Raw genomic sequence first — 26,053 nt, forward strand, 5'->3', positions numbered from 1 at the left:
GGAAAATTGCAATTGTCGATTTATGCGCGAACTCCCACGTTATGCGCGGATTTTTCAATTTATGCGCAAACTCCCCCTTATTATGCGCGCATTTTTTTAGCTGTAACTAGTGGAGAATAAGGAAAAATCCCACTAATTTAGTTAGTTACTACACTCTAATAATTTACCAATTCAAATCCATCCCCGTGCTACCATCGCTTCTGCAACTTGTTTGAGAGATATGATGAACGCAGACTTGCGTAAGTCTATGGCATAATCATTGGCTGTAGCAGTAACCTTTTCATAAGCATTAATCATCATCGTATGTAACTTTTGATTAACTTCTTCTTCACTCCAATAGAAGCTCATCATGTTTTGCACCCATTCAAAATAAGAAACGGTAACTCCGCCAGCATTGGCAAGAATATCAGGAATAACCGTAATTCCTTTTTTGAATAAAATTTCATCAGCAGCTGGTGTTAACGGCCCGTTTGCTGCTTCAGCAACGATTTTCGCCTTGACGTATTCTGCATTTTTCTTCGTAATCACATTTTCTAACGCGGCAGGGACTAATACGTCAACATCTAGTTCAAGCAGTTCTTCTGGGTTCTCCATTATATTACAGTGATGGTAATCTAAAATAGATGATGTATTTTTGTATTGTTTAACGAGGTTCACATCGAGACCTTGAGGGGAAAAGATTGCACCAGTTGAATCACTAATAGCTACTACTTTCATTCCAGCTTCTGATAGTAATTCAGCGACAATTTGACCAGCATTGCCAAAACCTTGAATGGCAACAGTCGCATTTTTAATTTCCATACCCTTCATTTGTAATGCTTGTAAAATTGTATAAACACAACCACGACCTGTTGCCTCACTCCGTCCTTTTGATCCGCCAATAATTAATGGTTTTCCGGTAATGACACCAGGCTGAAATACTCCCTTCATTCTGCTGTACGTATCCATCATCCAACCCATAATTTGTGAATTCGTATAAACGTCAGGGGCAGGGATATCACGATCAGGACCGACAATATCAGCAATAGCTTCCATGTAACCTCTACTAATTCGTTCGATTTCACTTTTACTATGTTGCCGCGGATCACAAATGACACCGCCTTTACCGCCACCATAAGGCAGACCTACAACACCACATTTAAAAGTCATCCACATTGACAAAGCCTTTACTTCGTCTAAGGTAACGTCTGGATGGAATCGTATCCCGCCTTTTGTTGGACCGAGGGCATCATTATGCTGAGACCGGTACCCTTCAAACACTTTAATAGATCCATCATCCATTTTCACTGGAAAACTAACCGATAATACCCGTTTTGGTTTTTTCAGAATATTAATAACGTGTTGTTCTAAGCCGATTATTTCTGCAGCTTGATCTATTTGTCTTTGTACAATATGATATGGGTTCGTATCTTCTTCTACTAAAAGTTGATTTTTATCAAACGGCATCGCTTTTCTCCATTCTAAAATGTTAAATTAAAAGAATAATAGAAATATTTTAACACAATTACATAATAATAGCAAATCAAAGGTAGTATAAAAATTGTACCATAAAAATCATCCATCACTTTAATAAAGTTCTGAATGTAGTGGAAATATTATCAACGAAAAAATAATGTTAAAGAAAGTGTGGAAAGATTTTCGCAGATGGAATGACAAAAACCAACTGTTAACTCTGGAAAATAAGAAAAGAGCTAATCTAATAGGAAAAACAATCCCTTTAGAATTAGCTCTTGATGAATTGACAGTTAGAAGCTTAGGCATGGACCTCTTGTATTTCGGGGTCATTATAAATGTCTTCATTTAGTTCTCCAGTTACTTTACTTGTAATAACACCTGCTGTCATACTTCCGCTCACATTCAATGCAGTTCTTCCCATATCAATAAGCGGTTCAACGGAAATAAGTAGCCCAACAATGGCAACTGGTAAGTTCAAAACAGATAACACAATTAAGGATGCAAATGTGGCACCACCGCCTACACCGGCAACACCGAATGAGCTAATAACGACCACAATGATAAGAGTAGCAATAAATCCAGGGTCTGTTGGATTAATGCCGACAGTAGGAGCTGCCATCATGGCCAGCATCGCTGGATAGATTCCCGCACAACCATTTTGCCCGATGGAAAGACCGAATGAACCAGCAAAATTTGCAGTACCTTCATCAACACCGAAATTATCAGTTTGTGTTTTAATATTTAATGGTAATGTCCCCGCACTAGACCGCGACGTAAAAGCAAATGTTAATGCAGGTAAAGCCTTTTTCACATATTTTACTGGGCTTAATTTAGCAAAACTAATTAGCAAAAGATGGATCAAAAACATTACAATAATTGCCGCATAAGACGCAACAACAAATTTACCTAGTTTCACAATCGCGCCATAATCGCTAGTGGCTGTAATTTTTGTCATCAGTGCTAAAACGCCGTACGGAGTAAGTCTTAATACTAACGTAACAATCCGCATTATAATCGAGTATAAAGCGTCGATAATTTTCGAGAACATTTCTGCGTGTTCTGGTTGTTTTCTTTTTACCCCTAAATAGGCAATCCCGATAAACGCAGCAAAAATAACAACCGCAATCGTGGAAGTTGGTCTAGAACCTGTTAAATCAGCAAACGGGTTGCTAGGTAAAAATTGGATAATTTGTTGTGGAATGGTCATATTTTCTACTGTTGTTACACGGTCACCGAGCTCTGCAATCCGTGCAGATTCTAACTCGCCTTGTTGCAGTTGAATACCTTCTAAATTAAAGCCTAAAGCAGAAGCAATTCCGATTGCTGCAGAAATTGCTGTTGTTCCTAGCAAAATCCCAAGAACTAAAAAACTAATCTTTCCTAAGTTTTTTGTTACTTTTAGTCGGGTAAAGGCAGCAACAATAGAGATAAATACAAGTGGCATAACAACCATTTGCAATAGTTTTACATAACCAGTTCCAACGATATTAAACCAATCTATCGTTGTTGTCGTAACAATTGAACTTGTACCGTAAGCTAAGTGGATTACTACTCCAAGTAGTATTCCAATACCTAATGCAGCAAACACTCGTTTTGAAAAGGAAACGTGTTTCTTTTGCATCATAAATAAACCAGCTAACAATAGCAAGAAGACGATAATATTAATGACAATTAATAAAGAATTCACGGTGTAACCTCCTTGTGTTAATATGGAATAAAATGGATTATTACCTAAAAGCATATTTTACCATAATTACTTATAGTATAAACGATAACACTAATATAACTATAATACGATTATTCCGATTGGTAAAGTATGAATAATGAAAAACAAGAAAATTTTATAAGGTTGCATTTGCAAACGTTATCTTGGTAAAATTTTACTATAATTGCATTGCGAAACAATATTAAGTTAATACTTTCACAAAAACAATTAAACCATAAGAAAAGGAGTAGAAATAATGGCACTAATCCAATGCTCATTTTTTTCCGAAGTTTTATCGTTAAGCACGACTATGACAGTTATTTTACCACAAGAAACACACAATCAAATAGGTATGAAAGGTACAGTAAAAAAGGATAGACATCCCACATTGTACTTATTGCACGGATTTAGTGATGATGATTCCATATGGTTGCGCCGAACATCCATTGAAAGGTATGTTGCGGAATTAGGTTTGGCAGTTGTTATGCCACAAGTCCACCATAGTTTTTATACAAATATGGAATATGGAAATGATTATTGGACCTTTCTTACAGAGGAATTGCCCGCTCTTGCTCGCTCATTTTTCCCATTATCAGAACGGCGGGAGGATAATTTTGTCGCTGGTCTTTCTATGGGTGGTTACGGTGCCTTTAAATGGGCGCTTGCAAAACCAGACCAAATTGCTGCAGCGGCAAGTCTTTCTGGTGTTCTCGATATTGCTAGTCGCAAAGAAACAGCGGATGACCATATTGGTAGAGCATTTCGCTTCGTATTTGGAGAAAAGCAAATTTCCAATACGGAACATGACCTTTTCTGGTTGTTAAAGAAACTACAACAGTCAAATCAACCGCGCCCGAAATTATACCAAGCATGTGGGACAGAAGATCATCTATATAAAGACAACGTAAAATTTACTGAGATTTGTAAAAATACTGATTTGGACTTAACCGTCGACTATAGTTCAGGGACCCATGAATGGGGATACTGGGATGAGAAAATTCAATCTGTATTAAAATGGCTGCCAATAAATAATTAATAAATTAGGGCTGTCCTGAAAGTTGCATTTTTGACTCAGGATGCCCTATTCAGATTTTTAAACCTCGATATAGCCACAATCCTTATTAGCCACCTGTTTGGATGTACTTATCGGACAGATTCGATATTTAAGATTAGTTTTTTAGTTTTATTTGCTTTGCCGTTCTTGTAAAGTTCCGATTAGCGGAAAGTCAACTGGAGAAAAGTTGGGAGAATCTTTTCCAACATTTTCTTTGAAATGCTTATCCATCCTTTTCTTCCAAATGGATAATATTATCTCTTTCTCTCGATAAAATTGGCCTTTCTAGCAAGTCAATGTCTACGGCATATTTTGGTCGGCGCTTCACTTCTGTAAATACTTTGCCAATGTATTCGCCAATCATTCCAATGCTGATTAATTGCAAGCCTCCGATAAACCAAATCGAAATCATTAACGATGTCCATCCTTCTGTTGTAGCCCCTAAAAATTTTTGAAAAAGCGCATAACTACCAGTAATGACACCGATAAAAAATAATAAAAACCCTAAACTAGTTATTAATCGAATCGGTGCAATTGAAAAGGATGTTAATCCATCAAAAGCAAAAGAGAGCATTTTTTTCAAAGGGTATTTTGATTCTCCAGCCAGTCGTTTTTTTCGGTCATAATAAACCTTTGTTGAAGAGTAGCCGAGGAGCGGGATAATTCCCCGTAAAAACAAATTACTTTCTTCATATTTCAACAGTTCGCGCAATGCCCTTGTACTCAATAAGCGGAAATCAGCGTGATTATATACTAATTGAATCCCAAGTCTTTCCATCAGACGATAAAAAAACAATGCGGTATTCTTTTTGAAGAAACTGTCCGTATCCCGACTATCTCGGACACCATATACGATGTCATATCCATCATGGTACTTTTCGACAAACTGACGGATGACGGTTATATCATCTTGTAAGTCTGCATCAATAGAGATTGCACAATCACAAACTTCCGCCGCCTTATGTAAGCCAGCAAGTAGTGCCTTCTGATGACCGACATTTTTGGCTAGTTTCATTCCAGTCACAAATTCATTCGCTACACTTGCCTTCGCGATAATTGCCCATGTTTTATCTCGACTGCCATCATCAACAAATAATATTTTACTCTCCTTTGCAACGAGGTCACTAGTCACTAATTCTTGGATCGTATTCGAAAGCTGTTTTATCGTTTCGAGTAAAACTTCTTCTTCGTTATAACAAGGAACTACAATGAACAACTTAGGCAGTTGTTGCTGTCTATCCACAATAAAGAATCCTCCTTTACTTTAACATTATCTTGATACTATTTGTGTATTGTTAACCTCATATAAATAAATTTTCCATGCAGATTCATCATGATCAAATGATCGTAAGAAGGTTAATTTATTTTCCTCATAATTTTTAATAGGGATAGAAGAAAAAATATATCTGCCGCCCATCGCGTAAAAAGCATCTGTATTTAATTCCAAGTTTTTAATCTTTTTCTTGGATGTTTTTTTGAAGTTGTATTTTTTGCCGAGTTCATCCACAAAAACATAACAACGGCTACCCCATTCGTCATAATACCCCCGTAATGTTTTGTTTTTATTTAATTCACCAGCAATGATTTTCCTAAACTCATATTTATAAGCAAGTGGATAGAAGTTATTATACGTATCTAACGTATAAAATCCGTTATACTGGGCAATTACCGGGTGTATGCCAATACTTACGACACGATAGTTTTCTTGCGGTTCCCCGATATAATCTTTAATCTCAGCAAATTGCTTTTCTGCGTAAAATTCGCGAAATGACGGGGTTTTATGGATTACTCCATAGTGAATTTCTTCATTGTATGGTGTTAACACAATCAGCTGACCGACCAATGCTACCGGAATAATCCAGCGCCATTTTTTTCCCAGTTTCCATAAGTAATATAAAGCAAGGGCAAAAGTTAAATAAATAATAAAAGGACGTACAAAATGGAATCTCGCAAAGTTAAATGTATTAAAAATATCAAATCGTTCTTTTAACGGAGTCCACAGCACATTAAACCATAAGGCATACCAAAGCGATAAAGCATAATTTAAGACAAGTAAGAAAATATATACTCTCTCTTTCTTTATTTCTTTCCGAAAAATAATTAATGCTAATACAAGGAAGATTATCGGCAAAATAACAAATGTATGTAATGTCATTACATGTGTGTGACCGAGCAAGAAATTTTTTACAGATAAATGAAAGGATCGGTATAAGTCATGCCGCGATGAAATGAATTCAGAACGATGGCTCACTTCATCACTAAAAATGGTCGAGTAAACGAGCCGGTATTCTACTAGCAAAAAGACACTCGACATAAAGGCGATACTTCCAAGAAAACGCCAATTCCAAGTTCGTTTCGTAATGAGGTCATAAAGCCAAAAAAGACTAATTAATACAAGGAAGAAGAAAAATCCAAGAACGATACTTGAGTAAAATGGCAATAACCCAAGTGTTAACCAATGTTTCCACGAGTCTTTATGACTTCGAATAGCTAAAAATGCCCACAATGCTAGCGGATGCCCTAAAGTACTTAACATCCCTGATGGCCAAAAAGGGGTTATTGCAAATAAAAAGGCGACTCCAACACGTATCCAGCCAGCTTTCGGTTCTTTGACAAAAAAGTCACGCAATAGTAAATACATGCCAATAAAGGCGAATACCCTCGTTATCGTTTGGCTTAACGCATAAGCAAGCATGGAAGGAAATAGAGCGTGAAGCCAGACAATACCTGTCCATTCGGAACCGTAAGAATAGCGGGGAAGACCATTAATGACTTGTGGGATGACTGCATTAGCATCTCCGAATATTTGTCCGCTTTCTGCTAAAACTTTATACCAAGCAATATTTGAATCTAAGTTATCGTGAACACGAATATGAGCATCTTCTCCTAAAATAAATAAAGGGGAAACGAAAGCAATAAGCAAAATAGCTGCTAATATAAGTAAACGACGGTCATTTAATTTTTCTGGAACTAGCATTACCTTCACTCTTTCTAAAGTCAAACTTTGTCATTGTTTACTAAATTTTAATATCCTTGATTAATATAACCATATATTGGAATGTTTTATGCATAAAAAAAAGAAACAACAAGAAATTTGTTGTTTCTATGGAAATAAGTCGTCTAACTTCGTAATGAAGTACCTGTTAATCACTTAGTGCCTGTTAAGAAGATCATTTAGCTACTTATTTACGGTACAATCGTTACAGGACAAGGAGCAAAATGGAGGACACCGTAACTTACACTACCAATCACTGCCCCTTTAATTGGTCCCATTCCGCGAGAACCCATAACAATACAATAGGCATTCGCTTCTTTTGCTTCTTTGCAAATTTCTACTTTCGGAACACCGATGCGAATGACTTTTTCAATAGGAACAGTCGGTTTCACCGTTTGAATAGCATTATCAATAATTTCTGTCCCTAGCTCTTGTAAATAAGCATCAATTTCATCTTGTGAAATAAATCGTTTCACATTGGTAGTAGCGATATTTGGCTGGACATTTAATAAAATAATTTCACCTTTTAAACATTGGGCAAGATTTACTGCAAATTGAAATGCTCGATGGGAATGGATAGAGTTATCAATCGGAACTATAATCTTTTTAGCCATTATTTTCGGACTTCTATTAAAGAAGATGTCCTTCCCTCCCTACGTAAGTTTTCCTACTAATTAAATAATTCGCCAACACATAATGAAACACCTACTGATTTTGTTAAATTTCAAAAAATAATCATATATTGGCGAAAAAATAAACATGCACAGTAAAGAAGGGAAATGTTTGGACAAAATCATGAAGTACTAGCTAATAATTCTCTTAACATCTTCAACTCCTTCTCCATTTCCTCCAACTGTTTTTCCGCGGTGGAGACATTGCGGCCAACAGACTCAAGTTTTTCTAAGTCCCCTTGTATGCGGACATAGTCACTTTTCAATTCGGCTATTTTTTGTTGAATTTCATCCTTTGTCATTTTTGTCATCTCCTCGTATCGTAATCAAAGCTTACTGCTTATTTTTATATTATAGTTTTTGGAGCAATGATGACCAATGATAAGTGCTGCTTAAGTTTTTCTAAATTGCCTCCTTTTTACTGAAAAACAATGAGGAATTTTTTTCATAGGGACAAACATAAATGGGGTTGTCACGAAAGTTCATACTCACAAATTTGTGGTATGAATATCGGACACCCCAATAAGTAGGAAGATGAATATATAGCCACATTCATAAACCATTATGAATGATGGTTGCATAAACATATAACAATTTTTCTTAGCTAATTAACTACCTTAAAAATAAAGGTTGTATTACGATTATTCTTAACGGATACAGTTCGCTTTCCGTGGAATTATCGAAGTTTTCGCCAAGCTCACCTTTAATTATGCTGAAGTGTTTTTTCTAGCATGGTTCCTTTTTTGGCAAAATTAATATGCCAAGAAAAGGCTTTTTCTAATATATGCGGTGTTTGGCCACCGTTTGCTAAAGCTTCGTTATAGTATTCTAATAACTGTTGTTTATATAATGGATGTGCTAGTTTTTCAATAATAAGTGGTGCTCGCTCTTTCGGAGCAAGTCCTCGTAGGTCAACATAGCCCTGTTCCGTAACAATAACATCTACATCATGTTCCGTATGGTCCACGTGGGAGACGAATGGGACAATACTTGAAATCGCTCCCCCTTTGGCAATAGACTTTGTTACGAAAATAGCTAGTCTAGCATTTCGAGCAAAGTCACCAGACCCGCCAATTCCGTTCATCATCTTAGTTCCTAATACATGTGTGGAATTGACATTTCCATATATATCAACTTCAAGTGCCGTATTAATCGATATTAACCCGAGCCTGCGAATTATCTCAGGTAAATTAGAAATTTCCTGAGGACGCAAAATTAATTTATCTTGATATTTGGCAAAATTGCCATATACTTCTTTTCCGCGTTCTTCGGATAAGGTGATGGAACAACCTGATGCAAAACGAACCTTCCCAGCATCGATTAAATCAAATACTGCATCTTGTAATACTTCCGAATATACCTCTAGATCTGTGTAATCGGAGTCCAATAAACCATGTAGTACCGCATTTGCAACGGAACCGATGCCAGATTGTAAAGGTGCTAATTGTTTTGTTAAGCGCCCACTTTCAATTTCCTTTTCTAAAAAGGCCATTAAATGATTTGCCATCATTTGTGTTTCTTCATCAGGCGGTACGATAGTAGAAGGTGAGTCGACATGGTTTGTCAGAACAATACCAGCAATTTTTTCTAATTTCACTGGAATACCGATAGTGCCGATTTGATCATCGACTTTTGTCATCGGCACAGGTTTTCTCTCCCCTTGTGGTCCTTGTTCATAAATGTCGTGAACGCCAATTAATTCTTTCGGACTAGCAGTATTAAGCTCAACTATCACATTTTTTGCGTTTTCAACAAAAATACCCGAATTACCAACAGAAGTAGTTGGGATAATCATGCCATCATCGGTAATTGCGACAGCCTCAATAATTGCATAGTCAATCGTTGGTAAAACATTTGCCCGTAAAAGTTCTGCTGTATGGGACAAATGTTGATCAACAAACAGTAATTCCCCTTCGTTAATTTTTTTTCGCATCGTACTGTCTGCTTGGAATGGTAAGCGCTTTAAAATAAGTCCATGCTCAGCCATTAATTTATCAATATCAGATCCGAGTGACGCACCTGTGAAAACGTTTACTTTTAATGGATTAGTTTTAGCCCGATCAACGAGTGCAAAAGGCACCGCTTTGGCATCCCCAGCTCGTGTAAAACCACTTAACCCTAGAGTCATGCCATCTTTAATCCAAGAAGCTGCTTCTTCAGGTGACACGATCCGTCCTTGAAGTGTTTCTGGAATAAGCTCATTGTATTTCCCCATAAGTATTATCCCCCTCATTATATACTTAATAGAAAAATACCAGCTACGTAATACTTTTTCATTAACTTTTGTGTAAAAAACAAAGAAACTGTATTAAAACAGAATAAAACAAACATAAAAAATAAACAATATTGTTTAAATTTTTGTTTATAATTTCACAAGTTTATCCTAAAAAAAAGAAAACCCACTTGGACTAAGTTTTAGAACTTAAAACAAAGTGGGAAAAAGACCGCAAATCAAAAAGTTAAAACATTAAATTTTTTCGGAAGTAACTTGCATACGATTGACTTACTGGGACACGGTCGCCATTTTTCATTACTAATAGAAAGGTAGAGTGAAAATCAGGTTGTATTTCTGCTATTTCATTCATATTGACAATAAATGAACGGTGGCAGCGAATAAACTTATCGGCTGGCAAAAATTGTTCTATATCAGACAAATGGTATTTGTGAAGACCAGAAATATGTTTTGCGACAATCTTTGCCTTTCTATGTTCGGCTTCTAAATAAATAATATCGTTAATTGAAATCGGAAACCAGCGGTCATTATTTTTCACAGTAAAGATTGCTGGAGTGGATTGATCTGTTCGTATTGGTAAAATTGCTGTAATAACGGACTCTATTTCCTCGTTTTTTATTACGGGCACAGAAAGACCGAAATAGGAAATTCCAAAAACATTACTGTCAATGTAAGTGAAAATTCGTTGCTTCGACAGTAACGCTTTATAAGTAGCGGATCCTTTACGAATTTCATCGCCAGGTTTAATCTGTAAGTTAATTAGTTGGCTTGGCCGATAATATACAAATTTATTTTTATCGGCAACAGCGATAGATGTTTCAGAAGGGAAAATATCTAAGAACGTTTCCAAAATATTTGGAGCAGGTAACTTATTCACGGTTTTACCTCCATTTACCAATTGTTTTTGTATTTTGGAAAAGGCTAATAGTCATATTAATCTATCAATATTATACCGTACAAAGTAAAAAAATGCTTGTAATAGCTATTTTTCTACATAAAGTAAATGAAATTACAGGACACAGGTTGATAGAAAAATAAAAGGACTGTCTAACAATGGAAAGGAATCAAATCCTTTCATTTTGACAGTCCTTAAATTATTATGTTTTTAGTTATGTGCAGGTATTTTCCCAGCAAAATCATTTATATAGTGGCAAGCGGCTTGATGACTTTCCTTCATATGATCTTCTGTCGTTAACACTGGTTCTTTTGTTTTGCAAAGATCTGTTGCAAATGGACAACGCGTATGAAAGCGGCAACCGCTAGGGGGATTAATTGGTGAAGGAACATCCCCTTTTAAAATAATACGCTCTTTTTTTCGTTCTGGATCAGGCACTGGAATGGCAGATAATAAAGCCTTCGTATAAGGATGTTGTGGGTTCTCAAAAATCGAGTGTTTATCCCCCGTTTCCACAATCTTTCCTAAATACATCACGATAATGCGATCAGAAATATGGCGAACGACTCCTAAATCATGTGAGATAAAGAGATAAGTAAGTTTAAACTCCTTTTGCAAACTTTTTAATAAATTTAATACTTGTGCTTGGATAGACACATCAAGTGCGGAAACGGCCTCATCACAAATTATTAATTTTGGGTCAACGGAAAGTGCGCGTGCAATACCAATCCTCTGTCTTTGTCCCCCGCTAAATTCATGCGGGTAACGGTCCGCTTGATAGGCAGCAATCCCAACTTTCTCTAACAAATCTAATACACGATCATTTCTCTCCTTTTTCCGTACTACTTTTTGGATTGCCAGTGCCTCTTCCAAGATTTGTTTCACGGTTTGACGCGGATTCAGTGAGGCGTAAGGGTCTTGGAAAATGATTTGCATTTCCTTCCGTAATTTTCGCATTTTCCGATTACTTAAAGTAAGCACATTTTCCCCTTGGAAATATACTTCGCCACTAGTCGGTTCATCCAGACGCAAAATTGCTCTTCCAGTTGTTGATTTTCCACAACCGGATTCACCAACAATACTTACAGTTTCTCCTTCGTAAATGGTAAAAGATATATCATCCACTGCCTTAACATGATTCACTGTTCGTCCTAAAAATCCCCCTTTAATCGGGAAATGTTGTTTTAAATTTTTAACGGTTAACAGTGGCTTCTTTTCCATTCACATTCACCTCCTTATCTCCATCCCACTCATCTGTATAAATCCAACAGCGAACATCTCTTCCTTGTTCTAAAGTAGTAAGTTCTGGTACTTTCTCGTGGCAAATAGGGGATGCAAATGGACAACGAGGGGCAAAACTACAGCCCTTTGGCATATCAAATGGACTTGGTACCGCCCCTTTTATTGCAACGAGATCCTCTTGATCCATGTCATGTCGTGGTAATGAATTAAGCAGGCCGACAGTATATGGATGTTTCGGATTTTTGAAAAGTGTTTTCACATCCGAATACTCTACTACTTTTCCGCAATACATTACTGCTACATAGTCACAAGTTTCAGCAACTACCCCTAAGTCATGAGTAATAAAAATAACGGACATATTCAATCGTTTTTGTAAGTCCTTAATTAGTTCCAAAATTTGTGCCTGAATGGTAACGTCAAGGGCAGTCGTTGGTTCATCCGCAATTAGCAAACTCGGATTACATGCAAGTGCCATTGCAATCATTACCCTTTGCCGCATTCCTCCAGATAATTCAAATGGGTATTGATCCACTCGTTTTTCCGGCGATGGAATACCGACTAGTTTCAGCATTTCAACAGCCTTTATTTTAGCTGTTCGCTTTGATAATCCTTGATGGATTTGAAATGACTCGGCAATTTGGTCGCCAATAGTATATACAGGGTTTAAAGAAGTCATCGGTTCTTGGAAAATCATAGAAATTTGATTGCCACGAATATGCCGCATCTCTTTTTTTGATTTTTTCAGCAAATCTTCCCCTTTAAAGATTACTTCACCACCGACAATCTTCCCTGGATGGTCTATGAGGCGCATTAAGGATAAAGAAGTAATACTTTTACCAGAACCAGATTCGCCAACAATTCCTAACGTCTTTCCGGCGGGTAAAGAAAAACTAACACCGTCTACCGCCCTTACTTCTCCTTCACTAGTAAAAAAGGATGTTCGCAGATTATTAACTTCTAATATATTTTTGCTCACAACATGCACCCCTTTTTTAATTCAACTCAATTCGCTTATTTAAGTATCGATACGAAATGTCTACTAATAGATTAACAATGACGAACAAGATAGAAATAACTAGCACTGTTCCTTGGACAACTGGAAAATTTCGTTGATATATCGCATCAATGACTAATCTTCCCATTCCATTCACGGCAAAAACGCTCTCTGTTAATACAGCTCCACCGAGAAAACCGCCAAACTCTAAGCCCACTACAGTCACGACAGGAATAAGTGCATTTTTTAAAGCATGTTTGTAAATGACGATTTGTTCCTTTACTCCTTTAGCTCGAGCGGTTCGAATATAATCTTGATTAATCACTTCAAGCATACTGGAGCGAGTCATTCGAGCAATAATGGCTGCACCACCAGTACCTAATGTAATTACTGGTAAAATATTTTGTTGCCATGTTCCCCATCCGGACGGATCAAAGATACGAACTTCTATCGCAAAATACTTAATTAACATTAACCCTAGCCAAAAGTTTGGCATCGATAAACCGAATAAAGCAACAACCATAATGGAAACATCCATCCAAGAGTACTGTTTTACGGCAGAAATGATTCCAGCAATTAATCCTAAAAAAACAGCTAGAATAACACTGTATATAGCAAGCTCTAACGTTATCCAAAACCGGCTCTCAAAAATTTCATCAACGACAGGCCGGTTACTACGAATGGAATCACCTAAATCCCCTTGTAATAAATTACCTAGGAACTTTCCGTATTGAACATGTAAGGGATCATTCAAGCCAAGTTTTTCTCGGATTTGTTCAATTGTTTCTCTCGGAGCACCTTCTCCGGCGATAACTAACGCGGGATCGCCTGGTGTTAGGTGAAGTAATAAAAAGACAAGAACAGTTACCCCGAAAAGTACTGGTATCGTTTGTAAGATTCTGCGAATAATAAATTTAAACATGAAATGCCCCCCTATTTTTTACTTGACTTAGGATCTAACGCATCCCTCAGCCCGTCTCCAAAAATATTAAATGCTAATACGACCGTAACAATTGCAAGACCTGGGAATAACGCCACATGTGGATAGTCGAAAATATAGGACCGTCCATCATTTAACATAGCTCCCCACTCTGGTTCTGGGGGTTGAGCACCCAAACCTAAGAAAGACAAACCTGCAGCTGTTAAAATGGCCGTCGCTATTCGCAATGTCGCTTGTACAATTATTGGAGACATAATATTCGGTAAAATGTGCCTGAAGATTATTCGTAAGTCTTTCGCACCAAGAGCTCTAATCGCGTCTATATATTCTAGTTTCCTAACGGCTAACGTCGAACCGCGAACGATACGGGCAAAGGAAGGGACTGAGAACACAGCAACAGCAATAATGACATTGTATAAACTGCCCCCTAATACACCGGCAATAGCAATCGCAAGCAAAATTCCTGGAAATGCAAGGAAAACATCGACCACACGCATTATAATTGTGTCAATTACTCCCCCGTAATAACCAGATATAATTCCTAAAACGACCCCTGCAATCATTCCAATAAATACGGAGAAAAATCCAACAAATAAGGTTAATTTCATCCCGTGAATAATCCTTGTGAAAATATCACGACCGTTATGGTCAGTACCGAACCAATGCTCACTTGAAGGCTCTTGTAATTTAATAGAATACTTGACCAAATTCGGATCATGTGTGGTGAACATCGGTCCAAAGATTGCAACTAAAATAAAAAATAAAATAAAATATCCGCCAATAAGTGCAGCTTTATTCTTTTTGAAGCGTCGGTAAAAAATCATCCAATTGGATTGACCCTTTTGTTTGGAAACTGGAGGAGTGGTTGTCGTTTGAATTGGTTGATTCGTCATAGATTCCATCCTTTCTTTGTCTGTATCAATATTTTGAATTCATAGAGTTTAACCTATCATACAATAAAATTAATAATTATGTAATATTATATTAGTAAAAAATTAATTTAATCCTATAGTTTTCTCTCAACAAAATATGGCAAAAAACGCTATTTTATTACAAAATTCGACAAAAAAAGCAACAGCTTGTCGAAAAAAGATGTACGATTTTTCAAAAAAAGATATTGAGAATTTATTCATTTCACGGTATATTTGTAAAAACATCAAGTTGTTTACTAGATTTTCACTATTACAAAAACAAATTCAAACAGGGGGGAATTTTTTTGAAGAAAAAATCATTTTTATTACTTGCCTTCATGTTAATGTTTGCATTGGTACTATCTGCATGTGGTGGCGGTAAAAAGGAAGAGACGGGAGGCAAAAATTCAGGCGGACAAAATGGTGGAGACGAAAAGAAGGCCCAGGATTTAATTATCGCTAGCCTTTCAGAGGCAGTTTCATTAGATCCGCATGGTTCCAACGATGTTCCATCTAGTAATGTTGCTTACAATATTTATGAAACTTTAGTTTATCAAAACGAAAAAATGGAAATCGTCCCAGGACTTGCAAAGGAATGGAAAATGATTGACGACACAACCTATGAATTTAAACTACAAGAAGGTGTAAAATTCCATGATGGTTCTGATTTTACCGCAGATGTAGTAAAAGCAAACTTTGAACGAATTTTAGACCCGAAAGTTGCTTCACCTAGAGCCTTCTTATTCGAAATGATTGAGTCGGTTAATCCAGTAGATCCAACAACTGTACAATTTAAATTAAAATATCCATTTGCCCCATTCCTAGCACACTTAGCGCATAGTGGTGGCAGTATGATTAGTGCAGAAGCAATCAAAAAAGATTACGAGGAAATTGAAAAAGATTCTAAGAAAAAAGCAGGAGCTTATATTAGCTTAAATCCATCTGGAACTGGCTGGTTTAAATTAGGTAAATGGAACTCTGGTGAGTCTATTAAGCTAGTACGTAATGACGATTATTGGGGAGAAAAGGCAAAGCTGGATAGTGTCACTTGGAAAGTAGTGAAGGAAGCATTAACAAGAGTAGCAGAATTAGAAACTGGTAATTCCCATATTATTGATCCAGTTAGTCCATCGGATTTGAAACGGGTAGAAGATTTGGCGAACGCCGGTGTTAATAAGCAAACATCGTTGAGTTTATCGTATGTTGGTTTTAATGCACAAAAAGCACCGTTCGATAATGTGAAAGTTCGTCAAGCCATTTCTATGGCAATTGATAAGAACGAAATTATTAACGGAATATATGAAGGGACAGGAGTACCAGCAGTTGGTCCGCTTGCCCCAGATGTATATGGTTTTGATGCATCCGTCAAGCCAATTGAATATGATGTAGAAGGAGCTAAAAAATTATTAGCCGAAGCAGGTTTCCCTGACGGATTTGAAACAACTATTTGGACAAATGACAACCCAGATCGCCGTAAGATCGCAGAGTATGTCCAAAGCGCACTTAAAGAAATTGGTGTAGAAGTAAAAATTGAAGAATTAGAGTGGGGTTCCTACTTAGAGCAAACAGCAGCAGGTAACCATGATATGTTCATTTTAGGATGGTCTACTGCAACAGCTGATGCGGACTATGCCATGTTCCCATTATTCCATTCGGATAATGTCGGTGATCCAGGGAACCGTACGTTCTTAAAAGATGCGGAACTTGATTCTATTTTAGAAAAAGCACGACAAGAAACAGATAACACAACACGTCTTGCTTTATATAAAGAAGCACAAGAAAAACTAGTAGAACTTGCCCCGATGCTATACTTAATGCATACAGAGCATTTGAACGGCGTAAGTGATAATGTAAAAGGATTTGGTGTAACAGCTGCGGGAATGTTCTTATTAAAAGACGTAACAATTGAATAACATTTAAAAGAGCGAAGCCATCTAAAGGTGAACAATCATCACTTTAGATGGCTTTTTTTCTCGTTAAAGTAAATCTTAAATTTCATTACATAAATAAATGAATATGCTAAAATGATTAGTGACAATGTAACAATAAGCAATATTTATTTATAATAAAATACTATCTTTCGATAACATATTGATAGGAGGACATAACGATGTCAAGTTCAACTTTACATGGATTTTTACAAACAAATTTACAAGATTTAAAAGATCAAGGTTTATATAATGAAATTGACCCATTACAATCTGCCAACGGTCCAATCATTCGTATCGATGGCAAAGAATTAATTAATTTATCTTCCAACAACTATCTCGGTTTAGCAACTGATGACCGCTTAAAAGAAGTTGCTAAAAAGGCAATTGATGATTGGGGCGTTGGTGCAGGAGCGGTCCGTACTATTAATGGAACATTAGCAGTACATACTAAATTGGAAGATACAATTGCTACATTTAAAGGAACAGAAGCAGCGATTGCTTACCAGTCCGGTTTCAACTGTAATATGGCAGCAATTTCCGCCGTTATGGATAAAAATGATGCGATTTTATCTGATGAATTAAATCATGCATCGATTATTGATGGCTGCCGTCTATCAAGGGCAACAATTATTCGTTACAACCACTCAGATATGGAAGACTTACGGACAAAAGCAAAAGAAGCTAAAGAATCAGGAAAATATAAGAAGTTAATGGTCATTACTGACGGTGTATTTTCGATGGATGGTGATATTGCTCTACTACCTGAAATTGTAGAAATAGCCGAAGAATTTGACTTAATGGTATATGTCGATGATGCTCACGGTTCTGGAGTTCTCGGTAACGGTGCAGGAACAGTGAAACATTTTGGTCTGCAAGACAAGGTAGACTTTCAAATTGGGACGTTATCGAAAGCAATCGGTGTCGTTGGAGGATATGTTGCAGGAAAAAGAGAGCTAATTGACTGGTTAAAAGTACGTTCTCGGCCATTTTTATTTTCAACTGCGGTAACACCAGCAGATGCAGTGGCTGCAACAAAAGCAATTGAATTATTAATGGAAAGTACCGAACTTCATGATAAGCTTTGGGAGAATGGGCGGTATTTAAAGGCTGGCTTGAAAAGGTTAGGCTTCGATATCGGTCAAAGTGAAACACCGATAACACCTTGCATTATCGGTGATGAAATGACAACCCAACAATTTAGCAAACGACTTTACGAGGAAGGAGTATATGCTAAATCCATCGTATTCCCAACCGTACCAAAAGGAACAGGGCGCATAAGAAACATGCCAACAGCTGCCCATACGAAGGAAATGTTAGACCAAGCTTTAGCAATTTATGAAAAAGTCGGTAAAGAACTTGGAATCTTATCTTAAGGCTTTAGTAACAGACAACAATGATTATTATGCTTAATGGATAGAGCGAAATTAGGCGATTCAACGTTTTTTACGATAATCATTTGATTTTTTTGGGTAGCGGAGGAAGTTGTATGAAAAAAATTTTAGTAACAGGTGCACTAGGACAAATCGGTTCAGAACTAGTAATGAAACTTCGAGAAATTTACGGGGCAAACAATGTCGTTGCAACAGATATTCGGGAAGCGGATAATGAAGTAGTAACGAGTGGGCCTTTTGAAATTTTAAATGTATTAGAAGCTAATAAAATGGCGGATATTGCAAAAAGACACCAAGTAGACACGATCATGCATTTAGCTGCCTTACTTTCTGCAACAGCGGAGGCTAACCCGCAACTTGCATGGAATATTAATATGGGTGGGCTCATGAATGCGTTAGAAGTTGCAAGGGAAGAACATTTACAATTTTTCACCCCTAGTTCAATAGGTGCCTTTGGTCCGTCTACACCGAAGGATAATACACCACAAGACACATTACAAAGGCCTACAACGATGTACGGTGTCAATAAAGTAGCTGGTGAACTGCTATGTGATTACTACTTCGCTAAATTTGGTGTCGACACACGGGGGGTACGTTTTCCAGGATTAATTTCCTATGTTGCACCTCCTGGGGGCGGAACGACGGATTACGCAGTGGAAATTTACTATGAAGCATTAAGAAATAAAAAATATACATCTTTTATCGGAAAAGGCACCTATATGGATATGATGTATATGCCAGATGCAATTGATGCAATTATCCGGTTAATGGAAACTGATGCAGGCAGACTTATTCACCGCAATGCATTTAACGTATCAGCAATGAGTGTCGCTCCTGAACATTTTGAAGCGGCGATTAAAAAGCATATACCAGAATTTACTTTACAATACAAAGTTGATCCACTTCGGCAAAAAATTGCTGAAAGCTGGCCCAATTCCATTGATACGACTGCGGCAAAACAAGAATGGGGCTTTACAACACGGTATGATTTAGAAAAAATGACAGCGGATATGCTAGAAAAATTATCTGTGAAATTAACAAAAAATTAGTCAAGATATATAAAAGAGGTTAGGACGAAGAAGTTTAATTGTAGGGAACTTCGAACAAGTGTGGGATCAACCACTTTGGAGATACGGTATAACAGTTACTGCACCTATTTCCTCCACAAGACAAATGTCATTGTTCACCTTACAAATAAATCTCACTCTTATATCCTAACCTCTTTCACATGTCAAAAAATATGAGGCTTTCTAATAGTTATAAGTCATTTTTAGAAGAGGTGAGAAACGATGATGAATTCCTATTTAGAAATCCGCCAAGAAAATGATGAGTTTCCATATTCCTGTTATTTGCATAGCGGGGATATTTCACTATTACCTCATTGGCATAAAGAAATTGAAATTGTTTATGTGAAAAAGGGAACATTAACAATAGGAGTTAATGAAAACTTATTGACAATGGAAGAAGGTCAAATTCGAATAATTAATGGTGGTGAAGTTCATTATTTCCTCTCCTCACCTGAAAGTGAAAGAATTGTTATTCTATTTGACCAAGTTTTTTTCAAAGACATGCGTTTAGTACAAAAGGAAGAAAGGTCCTTCATAGACATCATATCAGGAATGGAGAAAAATAGTTTGTGCTGGCCAGAGGGGATCACGGAAAAGATAAAGGAATTGATCGAGACTATTTATAAAGAAGAAATAACGAAGGACAAAGGATATTTATACGCAATAAAAGCGAAAATGTATGAACTAATAGTAACGTTATACCGCAATGTTTTTAATGAATCAAATATTACAGAGGAAACAAAATATGCAAATCCGAAGCAATTGATTGATAATTTAAATCGAGTTTTTTCTTATGTAGAAGAGCATTATCAACGAAAAATTACCATTGATCATATTGCTCATTATTTAGGATTTAATCCGCAATATTTTACGAGATATTTTAAAAAATTAACAGGACAAACATTTATACATTTTTTAAACGAATATCGGTTAAATAAAGCAAAATGGATATTATTAAATGAGGATATCCCAATAATTGAGGTGGCAAACAAAGCGGGATTTAATAGTGTGAAAACATTTCATCATCTTTTTAAAGAAAAATTCGGCATCTCACCTTTAAAGTATAAAGTCAATATCCGGGAATAACTGATTTGAATTCGAGGAAGAAACAGGAGAACCTATCGATTAAAATAAATGTAAACGTTTTAATAACATTTGTATTATAATTTAAGCCTATGTTATTTTTATTGTTCATTTTTAGGCAGTTGTTGATTGTAGTGTAGGCGGCGACTCCGGCGGGAAAAGCACGAGCCAGAAATAACGAGACGCCTAGCATCGAAGCGGCTGATGCCGTGCCCGCGGAAAGCGTCCGCTTGTTCCTGTCGATTCGCTTCGTCACAAATAAAATTGGAACGGAAATCAACACCAATCTTTGCACATAGCCTAATTTAAAGAAAAGCTTCCTCGCTAAATAGTATTGGTTTAAAGATTCCTAGGTAAGACCATAATGGATAATAAATTAAAATATTATTATCCGAGGTGGCCCAAAATGAGAGATTTTAACCAAGAATATAGTGTGTTCCAAAAGGCATTAGGTATTGAAGATCCATGGTATGTTATTGATTACGAATTGAACCAAAATGATTATATTCTTGATATTTATTTAGATTTTAGACGTGGTTCTGAATTTGTATGCACTCATTGTGGTCATCCTCAGGCAAAAGTTCATGACATAGTAAATGATGATCGTACGTGGAGGCACCTTAATTTCTGGCAGTATCAAACCATCTTACACGCAAGATTGCCTCGAACAAAATGTAATCTTTGTAATAAGATTCGTACCATTCATGTAGAATGGTCTCGCCCTGGTGCTGGGTTTACATGGTTTTTTGAATCTGAATTAATGCAATTAATGAAAGAAATGCCCGTTGCTACAGTGGCCCGAAAAGTAGGTGAACATGATACTAGGTTGTGGCGTGTCTTTCATTATTATGTTGATAAAGCCATGAAAGAATTGGACTTTTCCAATGTTAAGCGAATAGCCATTGATGAGACATCTAGCCGGCGAGGACATGAATATGTCACTCTGTTTGTAGATATGGATACAAAGCTTGTTTTATTCGCTACAGAAGGAAAAGACGCGAATGTTCTTAAAAAATTTTCTTCCTTCTTAAAGGATCATAATGTTGAGCCTAATAACATTAAAGAAGTCTGTAGTGATATGTCCCCAGCATTCAAAAAGGGTGTCGAAACAGAATTTCCAGAAGCACACATAACCTTTGATAAATTTCATGTCATGAAACTTATGAATGAGGCGCTAGATCAGGTACGACGCAATGAGCAAATTGAACAACCAGGCCTTAAAAAGACACGTTATTTATGGTTAAAAAACCATAAAAATCTAAACACCGAACAACAGGAAAAGATCCTAAAATTAAAGGATACCAATTTAAAAACAGCTAGAGCTTATAGATTGAAGCTTTCGCTTCAAGAAATGTGGACCAAAACTGAACGCTTTGCCACCCTTCATTTTAATGAGTGGTACCAATGGGCCACCCGTTCTCAGTTAGAACCAATAATAAAGGTTGCCCAAACATTAAAGAAACACGAACAAGGGATATTAAGATGGTTCGTTTCAAAAATGACTAATGGTCTACTCGAAGGTATCAATAGTCTAGTTCAAGCTGCAAAGAGAAAAGCTAGGGGCTACAGAACCACAAAGAACTTTATTGCGATGATCTACGCAACAGCTAATAAGTTATTGATTAGTGTAGAACCACATAAGCTAGGGTAGGTCCTTCTCAACTTACAGACCCAGCTCCATTTTACGGGGAGGTTGTCAAGTGCTTTCCTTGACAGCCTCCCCGTAAAATGGAAAACTATCAAAAGTTGAGAAGGAGGCTTACCACTTATTATGGTCCGAGATTCTTTTATACCCACACTAAATAGCGAAGAGCCAAAGAAAAGATAAGATAAGCATAGATTAGGAGGATATGACATGGTGAATGTAACCGTATGGAACGAAAATCGTCATGAGAAAAGCAACCCAGCTGTAAGTGAGGTTTATCCTCTAGGGATTCACGGTACCATTAGTGAATTTTTATCGAAAGCAGGATTTGCAGTAAAAACAGCTACGCTAGATGAGCCGGAACATGGATTAACAGAGGAAATTTTAAATAACACCGACGTACTAATCTGGTGGGGACATATGGCTCATGATGAAGTAAGAGATTCAATTGTTGGGAAAGTAAAGCAGCGAGTACTAGATGGAATGGGACTAATAGTTTTACATTCTGGTCATTTTTCGAAAATATTTAAAGCATTAATGGGTACAAGCTGTGATTTAAAATGGCGTGAAGCTGGTGAAAAAGAGAGAATTTGGGTAGTCAATCCAAGCCATCCAATTACGGACGGACTGCCAGAATATATTGAATTAGCGAATGAAGAAATGTATGGCGAGCATTTTGATATTCCTGCACCAGATGAATTAGTTTTTGTCAGTTGGTTTCAAGGTGGCGAAGTTTTCCGAAGTGGTTGTACCTATAGAAGAGGGAACGGAAAAGTATTTTATTTCCGCCCAGGACATGAAACATATCCAACATACCATAATGAACAAATTCAACAAGTGATCATTAATGCGGTTAAATGGGCAACACCGGTAAAACGCAGCCGTCCAGTATATGGCAACTCTAAACCTTTAGAAGAGCTATAAAAAAACAACGGAGAAGGAATGGATACGATGAAAAAAATTCCCGTCGCATTACAACTATATACATTACGTGAACAGTGTGAACATAATTTTTACGAAACATTGCAAAAGGTCGCCCAGCTTGGATATAGCGGAGTCGAGCTAGCCGGGTTCCATCAGTTATCTGCAGACCAACTAAAGACTATTTTAGACGAATTAAACTTAGTGGCTATTTCTAGCCATGTCCCTTTAGCTGATTTACAAAATAATTTAGAAGAAGTCATTAGCAATCATAAAATATTAAATACGAAATATATCGTATGTCCTTATTTACTGGAAGAACAAAGACAGGAATCATTTTACGATGATTTAATACCATTTTTAGAGGAAACGGGAAACAGACTCCGCCAAGAAGGGTTGATTCTTTGTTACCATAACCATGACTTTGAATTAGAGACACTTTCTAATGGTAAAACAGCGTTAGAAACCATTTTTGATAGTGTCAGTAAGGAGAATTTGCAAACGGAACTGGATATTTATTGGTTAACAAAGGCGGGAGAAAATCCGCTTGACTGGTTGCACCGCTATTCAGGTCGCACACCGCTCGTCCATTTAAAGGACATGACACTAGATGATGAGAAAATTTTTGCTGAACTTGGAACTGGTGGGGTTAATATTGATGCTGTTCTGCAAATTGGCGAACAAAACCAAGTGGAATGGTGGATAGTTGAACAAGACCAATGCAAAGGAGATCCATTAGAAAGTGTCACAATCAGCATTAACTACTTAAAAGAAAAATTACCTTATTTAGTTTAATGCGAATACACTAATGCCATTAGAAAATTGCACAAAGACTTTTATAATGAGTAGCTAAATAAATTGACCATTTTTTATATAAACTGGAGGTTAATGATATGGAAAAGTTAAAAGTAGGCGTAATTGGTTGTGGGAGTATTGCAAAACATCGCCATTTACCAGAATATGAAATGAATGCAAACGTGGAAATTGTTGCAGTTTGTGATATTGTTCCAGAACGTGCCGAACAAATGGCAGAAAAATATAATGCAAAAGCATTTACTGAGTATGAAGAATTATTAAAGTTAGAAGAAATTGATGCCGTTAGTGTATGTTTACCAAACTATTTACATGCTCCTGTTTCAATCGCAGCGCTAAACGCTGGAAAACACGTTCTTTGTGAAAAGCCGATGGCAACATCAAGAGAAGAAGCGCAAGCAATGATTGATGCTGCAAAAGCAAATGACAAAAAACTAATGATTGCTCATAATCAACGTTTTGTTGAATCCCATAAATTAGCAAAAGAAATTATCGATAGCGGAAAACTTGGTAAAATATATAGTTTTAAAACTACTTTCGGACATCCTGGCCCTGAAGGTTGGAGTGTGGATGGAAGAGATAGCTGGTTTTTCGAAAAAGAGAAAGCATTTATCGGTGCCCTTGGTGATTTAGGTGTCCATAAAGCAGACTTAATTCGCTACTTGTTAGGGGAGTTCACAGAAGTGGCAGCTTTTGTAGAAACAAATGCGAAAGAAAATACCGATGTCGATGATAATGCAGTAGTGATTTTGCGATCGAACCAAGGAGTTATCGGACAACTTTCAGCAAGCTGGGCTTACGTAACTGGTGATGATAACTCCACGATCATTTACGGTGAAAAAGGGATATTAAAATTAGAAGCCGATCCGAAATATGCATTAATCGAACAGTATACAAACGGTGAAGTGAAAAATCATGAGTTAGGAAAAATTCAAACGAATGAAGAAGGTGGTCAAACAACAACACATGTTATTGATCACTTCGTAGAAAGTATATTAGAAAATAAAGAACCATTGATTACTGGTGAAGAAGGGAAGAAATCATTAGAAATCATTTTAGCTGCTCTCGAATCTCAAGAGAAAAAGGCAGTCGTTCGTTTACAATAAGGTGAGGAGGTAATCTATATGAAATTAGGAGTATTTACCGTACTATTTTCCGATAAATCATTTGAAGAAATGTTAGATTACGTAAAAGCAGCAGGACTCGATGCGGTTGAAATTGGGACAGGCGGCTATCCAGGAAATGCCCATTGCCCATTAGACGAACTGTTAGCAGATGAGAAGAAACGCGAAGCTTATTTAGAAGCAGTAACTTCCCGTGGCTTAACAATTAGCGCTTTTAGTTGTCACGGAAATCCGTTATCACCAGACAAAGCATTTGCAGAAGAGTCCGATTCGAACTTACGAAAAACCATTCAACTAGCTTCATTATTAGGAGTTCCAGTCGTTAATACCTTTTCTGGCACTCCGGGAGATCATGAAGAAGCAAAATATCCGAATTGGCCGACAGTTGCTTGGCCAACAGAATATGCCGATATTTTAACATGGCAATGGGAGGAAAAATTAATCCCATATTGGAAGGAAATTGGTGAACTAGCAGAGCAAAACAATGTGAAAATTGGTTTAGAACTTCATGGTGGCTTTTTAGTTCATACACCATACACGATGTTAAAACTACGAGAAGCAACAAGCCCTGCGATAGGAGCAAACTTAGACCCATCCCATATGTGGTGGCAAGGAATTGACCCAGTTGCAGCAATTAAAATTTTAGGAAAAGCTGGAGCTATCCATCATTTCCATGCTAAAGACACATACATTGACCAAGATAATGTAAATATGTACGGCCTACTGGATATGCAACCATATGGTAATGTCCAAACACGGGCATGGACTTTCCGCAGTGTTGGCTGTGGACATAGTGTTCAAGAATGGTCTGATATGATTAGTGCACTTCGCACATATGGCTACGATTATGTCGTTAGCATCGAACATGAGGATCCGCTAATGTCAATTGAAGAAGGATTTACACGTGCGGTGACGAACTTGAAATCCGTACTTATCCGGGAACAACCTGCTGACATGTGGTGGGCATAATAAGTTGTATAAAC

At 37.0% G+C, this 26,053-nt stretch carries 22 protein-coding genes; 10 read left to right on the plus strand and 12 right to left on the minus strand.

Translation table 11 applies throughout. From position 1 onward, the window contains the following. Nucleotides 1-171: 171 nt before the first annotated feature. A complete protein-coding gene (locus BN1242_RS03415) occupies nt 172-1,446 on the minus strand; it encodes a Glu/Leu/Phe/Val family dehydrogenase (protein ID WP_062351309.1) in 1,275 nt (424 codons plus the stop codon). A gap of 307 nt (nt 1,447-1,753) precedes the next feature. Continuing rightward, nucleotides 1,754-3,079 carry an L-cystine transporter gene (locus tag BN1242_RS03420; protein ID WP_275259441.1) on the minus strand — a complete coding sequence of 442 codons (1,326 nt, stop codon included), beginning with the start codon at nt 3,077-3,079 and terminating at the stop codon, nt 1,754-1,756. 337 nt (nt 3,080-3,416) lie between these two features. Here BN1242_RS03420 and BN1242_RS03425 point away from each other — a divergent pair, with 337 nt between their 5' ends. Next, on the plus strand, nt 3,417-4,196 hold the full coding sequence (locus tag BN1242_RS03425; protein WP_062351316.1) for an alpha/beta hydrolase: 780 nt from the start codon (nt 3,417-3,419) through the stop codon (nt 4,194-4,196). 241 nt (nt 4,197-4,437) lie between these two features. Here BN1242_RS03425 and BN1242_RS03430 read toward each other — a convergent pair whose 3' ends face one another. The 10 genes from BN1242_RS03430 to nikC form a co-directional block, all read right to left on the minus strand. Beyond that, complete coding sequence (locus BN1242_RS03430) at nt 4,438-5,457, minus strand: glycosyltransferase family 2 protein (RefSeq protein ID WP_062351319.1); 1,020 nt, start codon at nt 5,455-5,457, stop codon at nt 4,438-4,440. A gap of 27 nt (nt 5,458-5,484) precedes the next feature. Continuing rightward, on the minus strand, nt 5,485-7,191 hold the full coding sequence (locus tag BN1242_RS03435) for a DUF6044 family protein (protein WP_062351321.1): 1,707 nt from the start codon (nt 7,189-7,191) through the stop codon (nt 5,485-5,487). Nucleotides 7,192-7,400: 209 nt separating this feature from the next. Continuing rightward, a complete protein-coding gene (locus BN1242_RS03440) occupies nt 7,401-7,823 on the minus strand; it encodes a universal stress protein (protein ID WP_062351324.1) in 423 nt (140 codons plus the stop codon). 179 nt (nt 7,824-8,002) lie between these two features. Beyond that, complete coding sequence (locus BN1242_RS03445) at nt 8,003-8,182, minus strand: SE1832 family protein (RefSeq protein WP_062351327.1); 180 nt, start codon at nt 8,180-8,182, stop codon at nt 8,003-8,005. 401 nt (nt 8,183-8,583) lie between these two features. Continuing rightward, on the minus strand, nt 8,584-10,095 hold the full coding sequence (locus BN1242_RS03450; RefSeq protein ID WP_062351330.1) for an acetyl-CoA hydrolase/transferase family protein: 1,512 nt from the start codon (nt 10,093-10,095) through the stop codon (nt 8,584-8,586). 244 nt (nt 10,096-10,339) lie between these two features. Then, on the minus strand, nt 10,340-10,990 hold the full coding sequence (locus tag BN1242_RS03455; RefSeq protein WP_062351332.1) for a LytTR family DNA-binding domain-containing protein: 651 nt from the start codon (nt 10,988-10,990) through the stop codon (nt 10,340-10,342). Between the two features lie 228 nt (nt 10,991-11,218). Next, nucleotides 11,219-12,229 (minus strand): ABC transporter ATP-binding protein, encoded by a 1,011-nt coding sequence (locus tag BN1242_RS03460; RefSeq protein ID WP_062351336.1) that lies wholly within the window; start codon nt 12,227-12,229, stop codon nt 11,219-11,221. Continuing rightward, nucleotides 12,201-13,226, minus strand: coding sequence for an ABC transporter ATP-binding protein (locus tag BN1242_RS03465; RefSeq protein WP_062351339.1), 1,026 nt, complete (start codon nt 13,224-13,226; stop codon nt 12,201-12,203). Before BN1242_RS03465 ends, BN1242_RS03460 begins: the two co-directional genes overlap by 29 nt. A gap of 16 nt (nt 13,227-13,242) precedes the next feature. Further along, complete coding sequence (locus BN1242_RS03470; RefSeq protein ID WP_062351342.1) at nt 13,243-14,166, minus strand: ABC transporter permease; 924 nt, start codon at nt 14,164-14,166, stop codon at nt 13,243-13,245. Between the two features lie 11 nt (nt 14,167-14,177). Continuing rightward, on the minus strand, nt 14,178-15,086 hold the full coding sequence (gene nikC, locus BN1242_RS03475; RefSeq protein ID WP_077216092.1) for a nickel transporter permease: 909 nt from the start codon (nt 15,084-15,086) through the stop codon (nt 14,178-14,180). Nucleotides 15,087-15,433: 347 nt separating this feature from the next. Between nikC and BN1242_RS03480 the strand changes: the two genes are divergently transcribed. The 9 genes from BN1242_RS03480 (at nt 15,434) to BN1242_RS03520 (ending at nt 26,039) form a co-directional block, all read left to right on the plus strand. Beyond that, nucleotides 15,434-17,008 (plus strand): glutathione ABC transporter substrate-binding protein, encoded by a 1,575-nt coding sequence (locus BN1242_RS03480; RefSeq protein WP_072136163.1) that lies wholly within the window; start codon nt 15,434-15,436, stop codon nt 17,006-17,008. A 197-nt stretch (nt 17,009-17,205) separates the two neighbouring features. Then, a complete protein-coding gene (locus BN1242_RS03485; protein ID WP_062351348.1) occupies nt 17,206-18,399 on the plus strand; it encodes a glycine C-acetyltransferase in 1,194 nt (397 codons plus the stop codon). A gap of 113 nt (nt 18,400-18,512) precedes the next feature. Next, complete coding sequence (locus BN1242_RS03490; protein ID WP_062351353.1) at nt 18,513-19,466, plus strand: L-threonine 3-dehydrogenase; 954 nt, start codon at nt 18,513-18,515, stop codon at nt 19,464-19,466. Between the two features lie 240 nt (nt 19,467-19,706). Continuing rightward, on the plus strand, nt 19,707-20,570 hold the full coding sequence (locus BN1242_RS03495; RefSeq protein WP_238985076.1) for an AraC family transcriptional regulator: 864 nt from the start codon (nt 19,707-19,709) through the stop codon (nt 20,568-20,570). Nucleotides 20,571-20,973: 403 nt separating this feature from the next. Next, complete coding sequence (locus BN1242_RS03500) at nt 20,974-22,218, plus strand: ISL3 family transposase (protein ID WP_062350066.1); 1,245 nt, start codon at nt 20,974-20,976, stop codon at nt 22,216-22,218. A gap of 204 nt (nt 22,219-22,422) precedes the next feature. Next, entirely contained in the window at nt 22,423-23,136 is a 714-nt protein-coding gene (locus BN1242_RS03505; protein WP_062351356.1) for a ThuA domain-containing protein, read from the plus strand. A 27-nt stretch (nt 23,137-23,163) separates the two neighbouring features. After that, nucleotides 23,164-23,928 carry a sugar phosphate isomerase/epimerase family protein gene (locus BN1242_RS03510; RefSeq protein ID WP_062351755.1) on the plus strand — a complete coding sequence of 255 codons (765 nt, stop codon included), beginning with the start codon at nt 23,164-23,166 and terminating at the stop codon, nt 23,926-23,928. Between the two features lie 98 nt (nt 23,929-24,026). Further along, nucleotides 24,027-25,052, plus strand: coding sequence for a Gfo/Idh/MocA family protein (locus BN1242_RS03515; protein ID WP_062351359.1), 1,026 nt, complete (start codon nt 24,027-24,029; stop codon nt 25,050-25,052). A gap of 18 nt (nt 25,053-25,070) precedes the next feature. Continuing rightward, on the plus strand, nt 25,071-26,039 hold the full coding sequence (locus BN1242_RS03520; RefSeq protein ID WP_062351362.1) for a sugar phosphate isomerase/epimerase family protein: 969 nt from the start codon (nt 25,071-25,073) through the stop codon (nt 26,037-26,039). The last annotated feature ends 14 nt before the right edge of the window (nt 26,040-26,053 follow it).

The sequence above is a fragment of the Bacillus kwashiorkori genome, from assembly GCF_001375515.1.
Taxonomy (GTDB): domain Bacteria; phylum Bacillota; class Bacilli; order Bacillales; family Caldibacillaceae; genus Bacillus_BK; species Bacillus_BK kwashiorkori.

Coding starts and splice junctions, on each gene's coding strand:
- BN1242_RS03415 (WP_062351309.1), bottom strand. CDS start 1,446: ATGCCGTTTGATAAAAATCAACTTTTAGTAGAAGAAGATACGAACCCA.
- BN1242_RS03420 (WP_275259441.1), bottom strand. CDS start 3,079: ATGATGCAAAAGAAACACGTTTCCTTTTCAAAACGAGTGTTTGCTGCA.
- BN1242_RS03425 (WP_062351316.1), top strand. CDS start 3,417: ATGGCACTAATCCAATGCTCATTTTTTTCCGAAGTTTTATCGTTAAGC.
- BN1242_RS03435 (WP_062351321.1), bottom strand. CDS start 7,191: ATGCTAGTTCCAGAAAAATTAAATGACCGTCGTTTACTTATATTAGCA.
- BN1242_RS03440 (WP_062351324.1), bottom strand. CDS start 7,823: ATGGCTAAAAAGATTATAGTTCCGATTGATAACTCTATCCATTCCCAT.
- BN1242_RS03445 (WP_062351327.1), bottom strand. CDS start 8,182: ATGACAAAGGATGAAATTCAACAAAAAATAGCCGAATTGAAAAGTGAC.
- BN1242_RS03450 (WP_062351330.1), bottom strand. CDS start 10,095: ATGGGGAAATACAATGAGCTTATTCCAGAAACACTTCAAGGACGGATC.
- BN1242_RS03460 (WP_062351336.1), bottom strand. CDS start 12,229: ATGGAAAAGAAGCCACTGTTAACCGTTAAAAATTTAAAACAACATTTC.
- BN1242_RS03470 (WP_062351342.1), bottom strand. CDS start 14,166: ATGTTTAAATTTATTATTCGCAGAATCTTACAAACGATACCAGTACTT.
- nikC (WP_077216092.1), bottom strand. CDS start 15,086: ATGGAATCTATGACGAATCAACCAATTCAAACGACAACCACTCCTCCA.
- BN1242_RS03480 (WP_072136163.1), top strand. CDS start 15,434: ATGTTAATGTTTGCATTGGTACTATCTGCATGTGGTGGCGGTAAAAAG.
- BN1242_RS03485 (WP_062351348.1), top strand. CDS start 17,206: ATGTCAAGTTCAACTTTACATGGATTTTTACAAACAAATTTACAAGAT.
- BN1242_RS03490 (WP_062351353.1), top strand. CDS start 18,513: ATGAAAAAAATTTTAGTAACAGGTGCACTAGGACAAATCGGTTCAGAA.
- BN1242_RS03495 (WP_238985076.1), top strand. CDS start 19,707: ATGATGAATTCCTATTTAGAAATCCGCCAAGAAAATGATGAGTTTCCA.
- BN1242_RS03500 (WP_062350066.1), top strand. CDS start 20,974: ATGAGAGATTTTAACCAAGAATATAGTGTGTTCCAAAAGGCATTAGGT.
- BN1242_RS03505 (WP_062351356.1), top strand. CDS start 22,423: ATGGTGAATGTAACCGTATGGAACGAAAATCGTCATGAGAAAAGCAAC.
- BN1242_RS03510 (WP_062351755.1), top strand. CDS start 23,164: ATGAAAAAAATTCCCGTCGCATTACAACTATATACATTACGTGAACAG.
- BN1242_RS03515 (WP_062351359.1), top strand. CDS start 24,027: ATGGAAAAGTTAAAAGTAGGCGTAATTGGTTGTGGGAGTATTGCAAAA.
- BN1242_RS03520 (WP_062351362.1), top strand. CDS start 25,071: ATGAAATTAGGAGTATTTACCGTACTATTTTCCGATAAATCATTTGAA.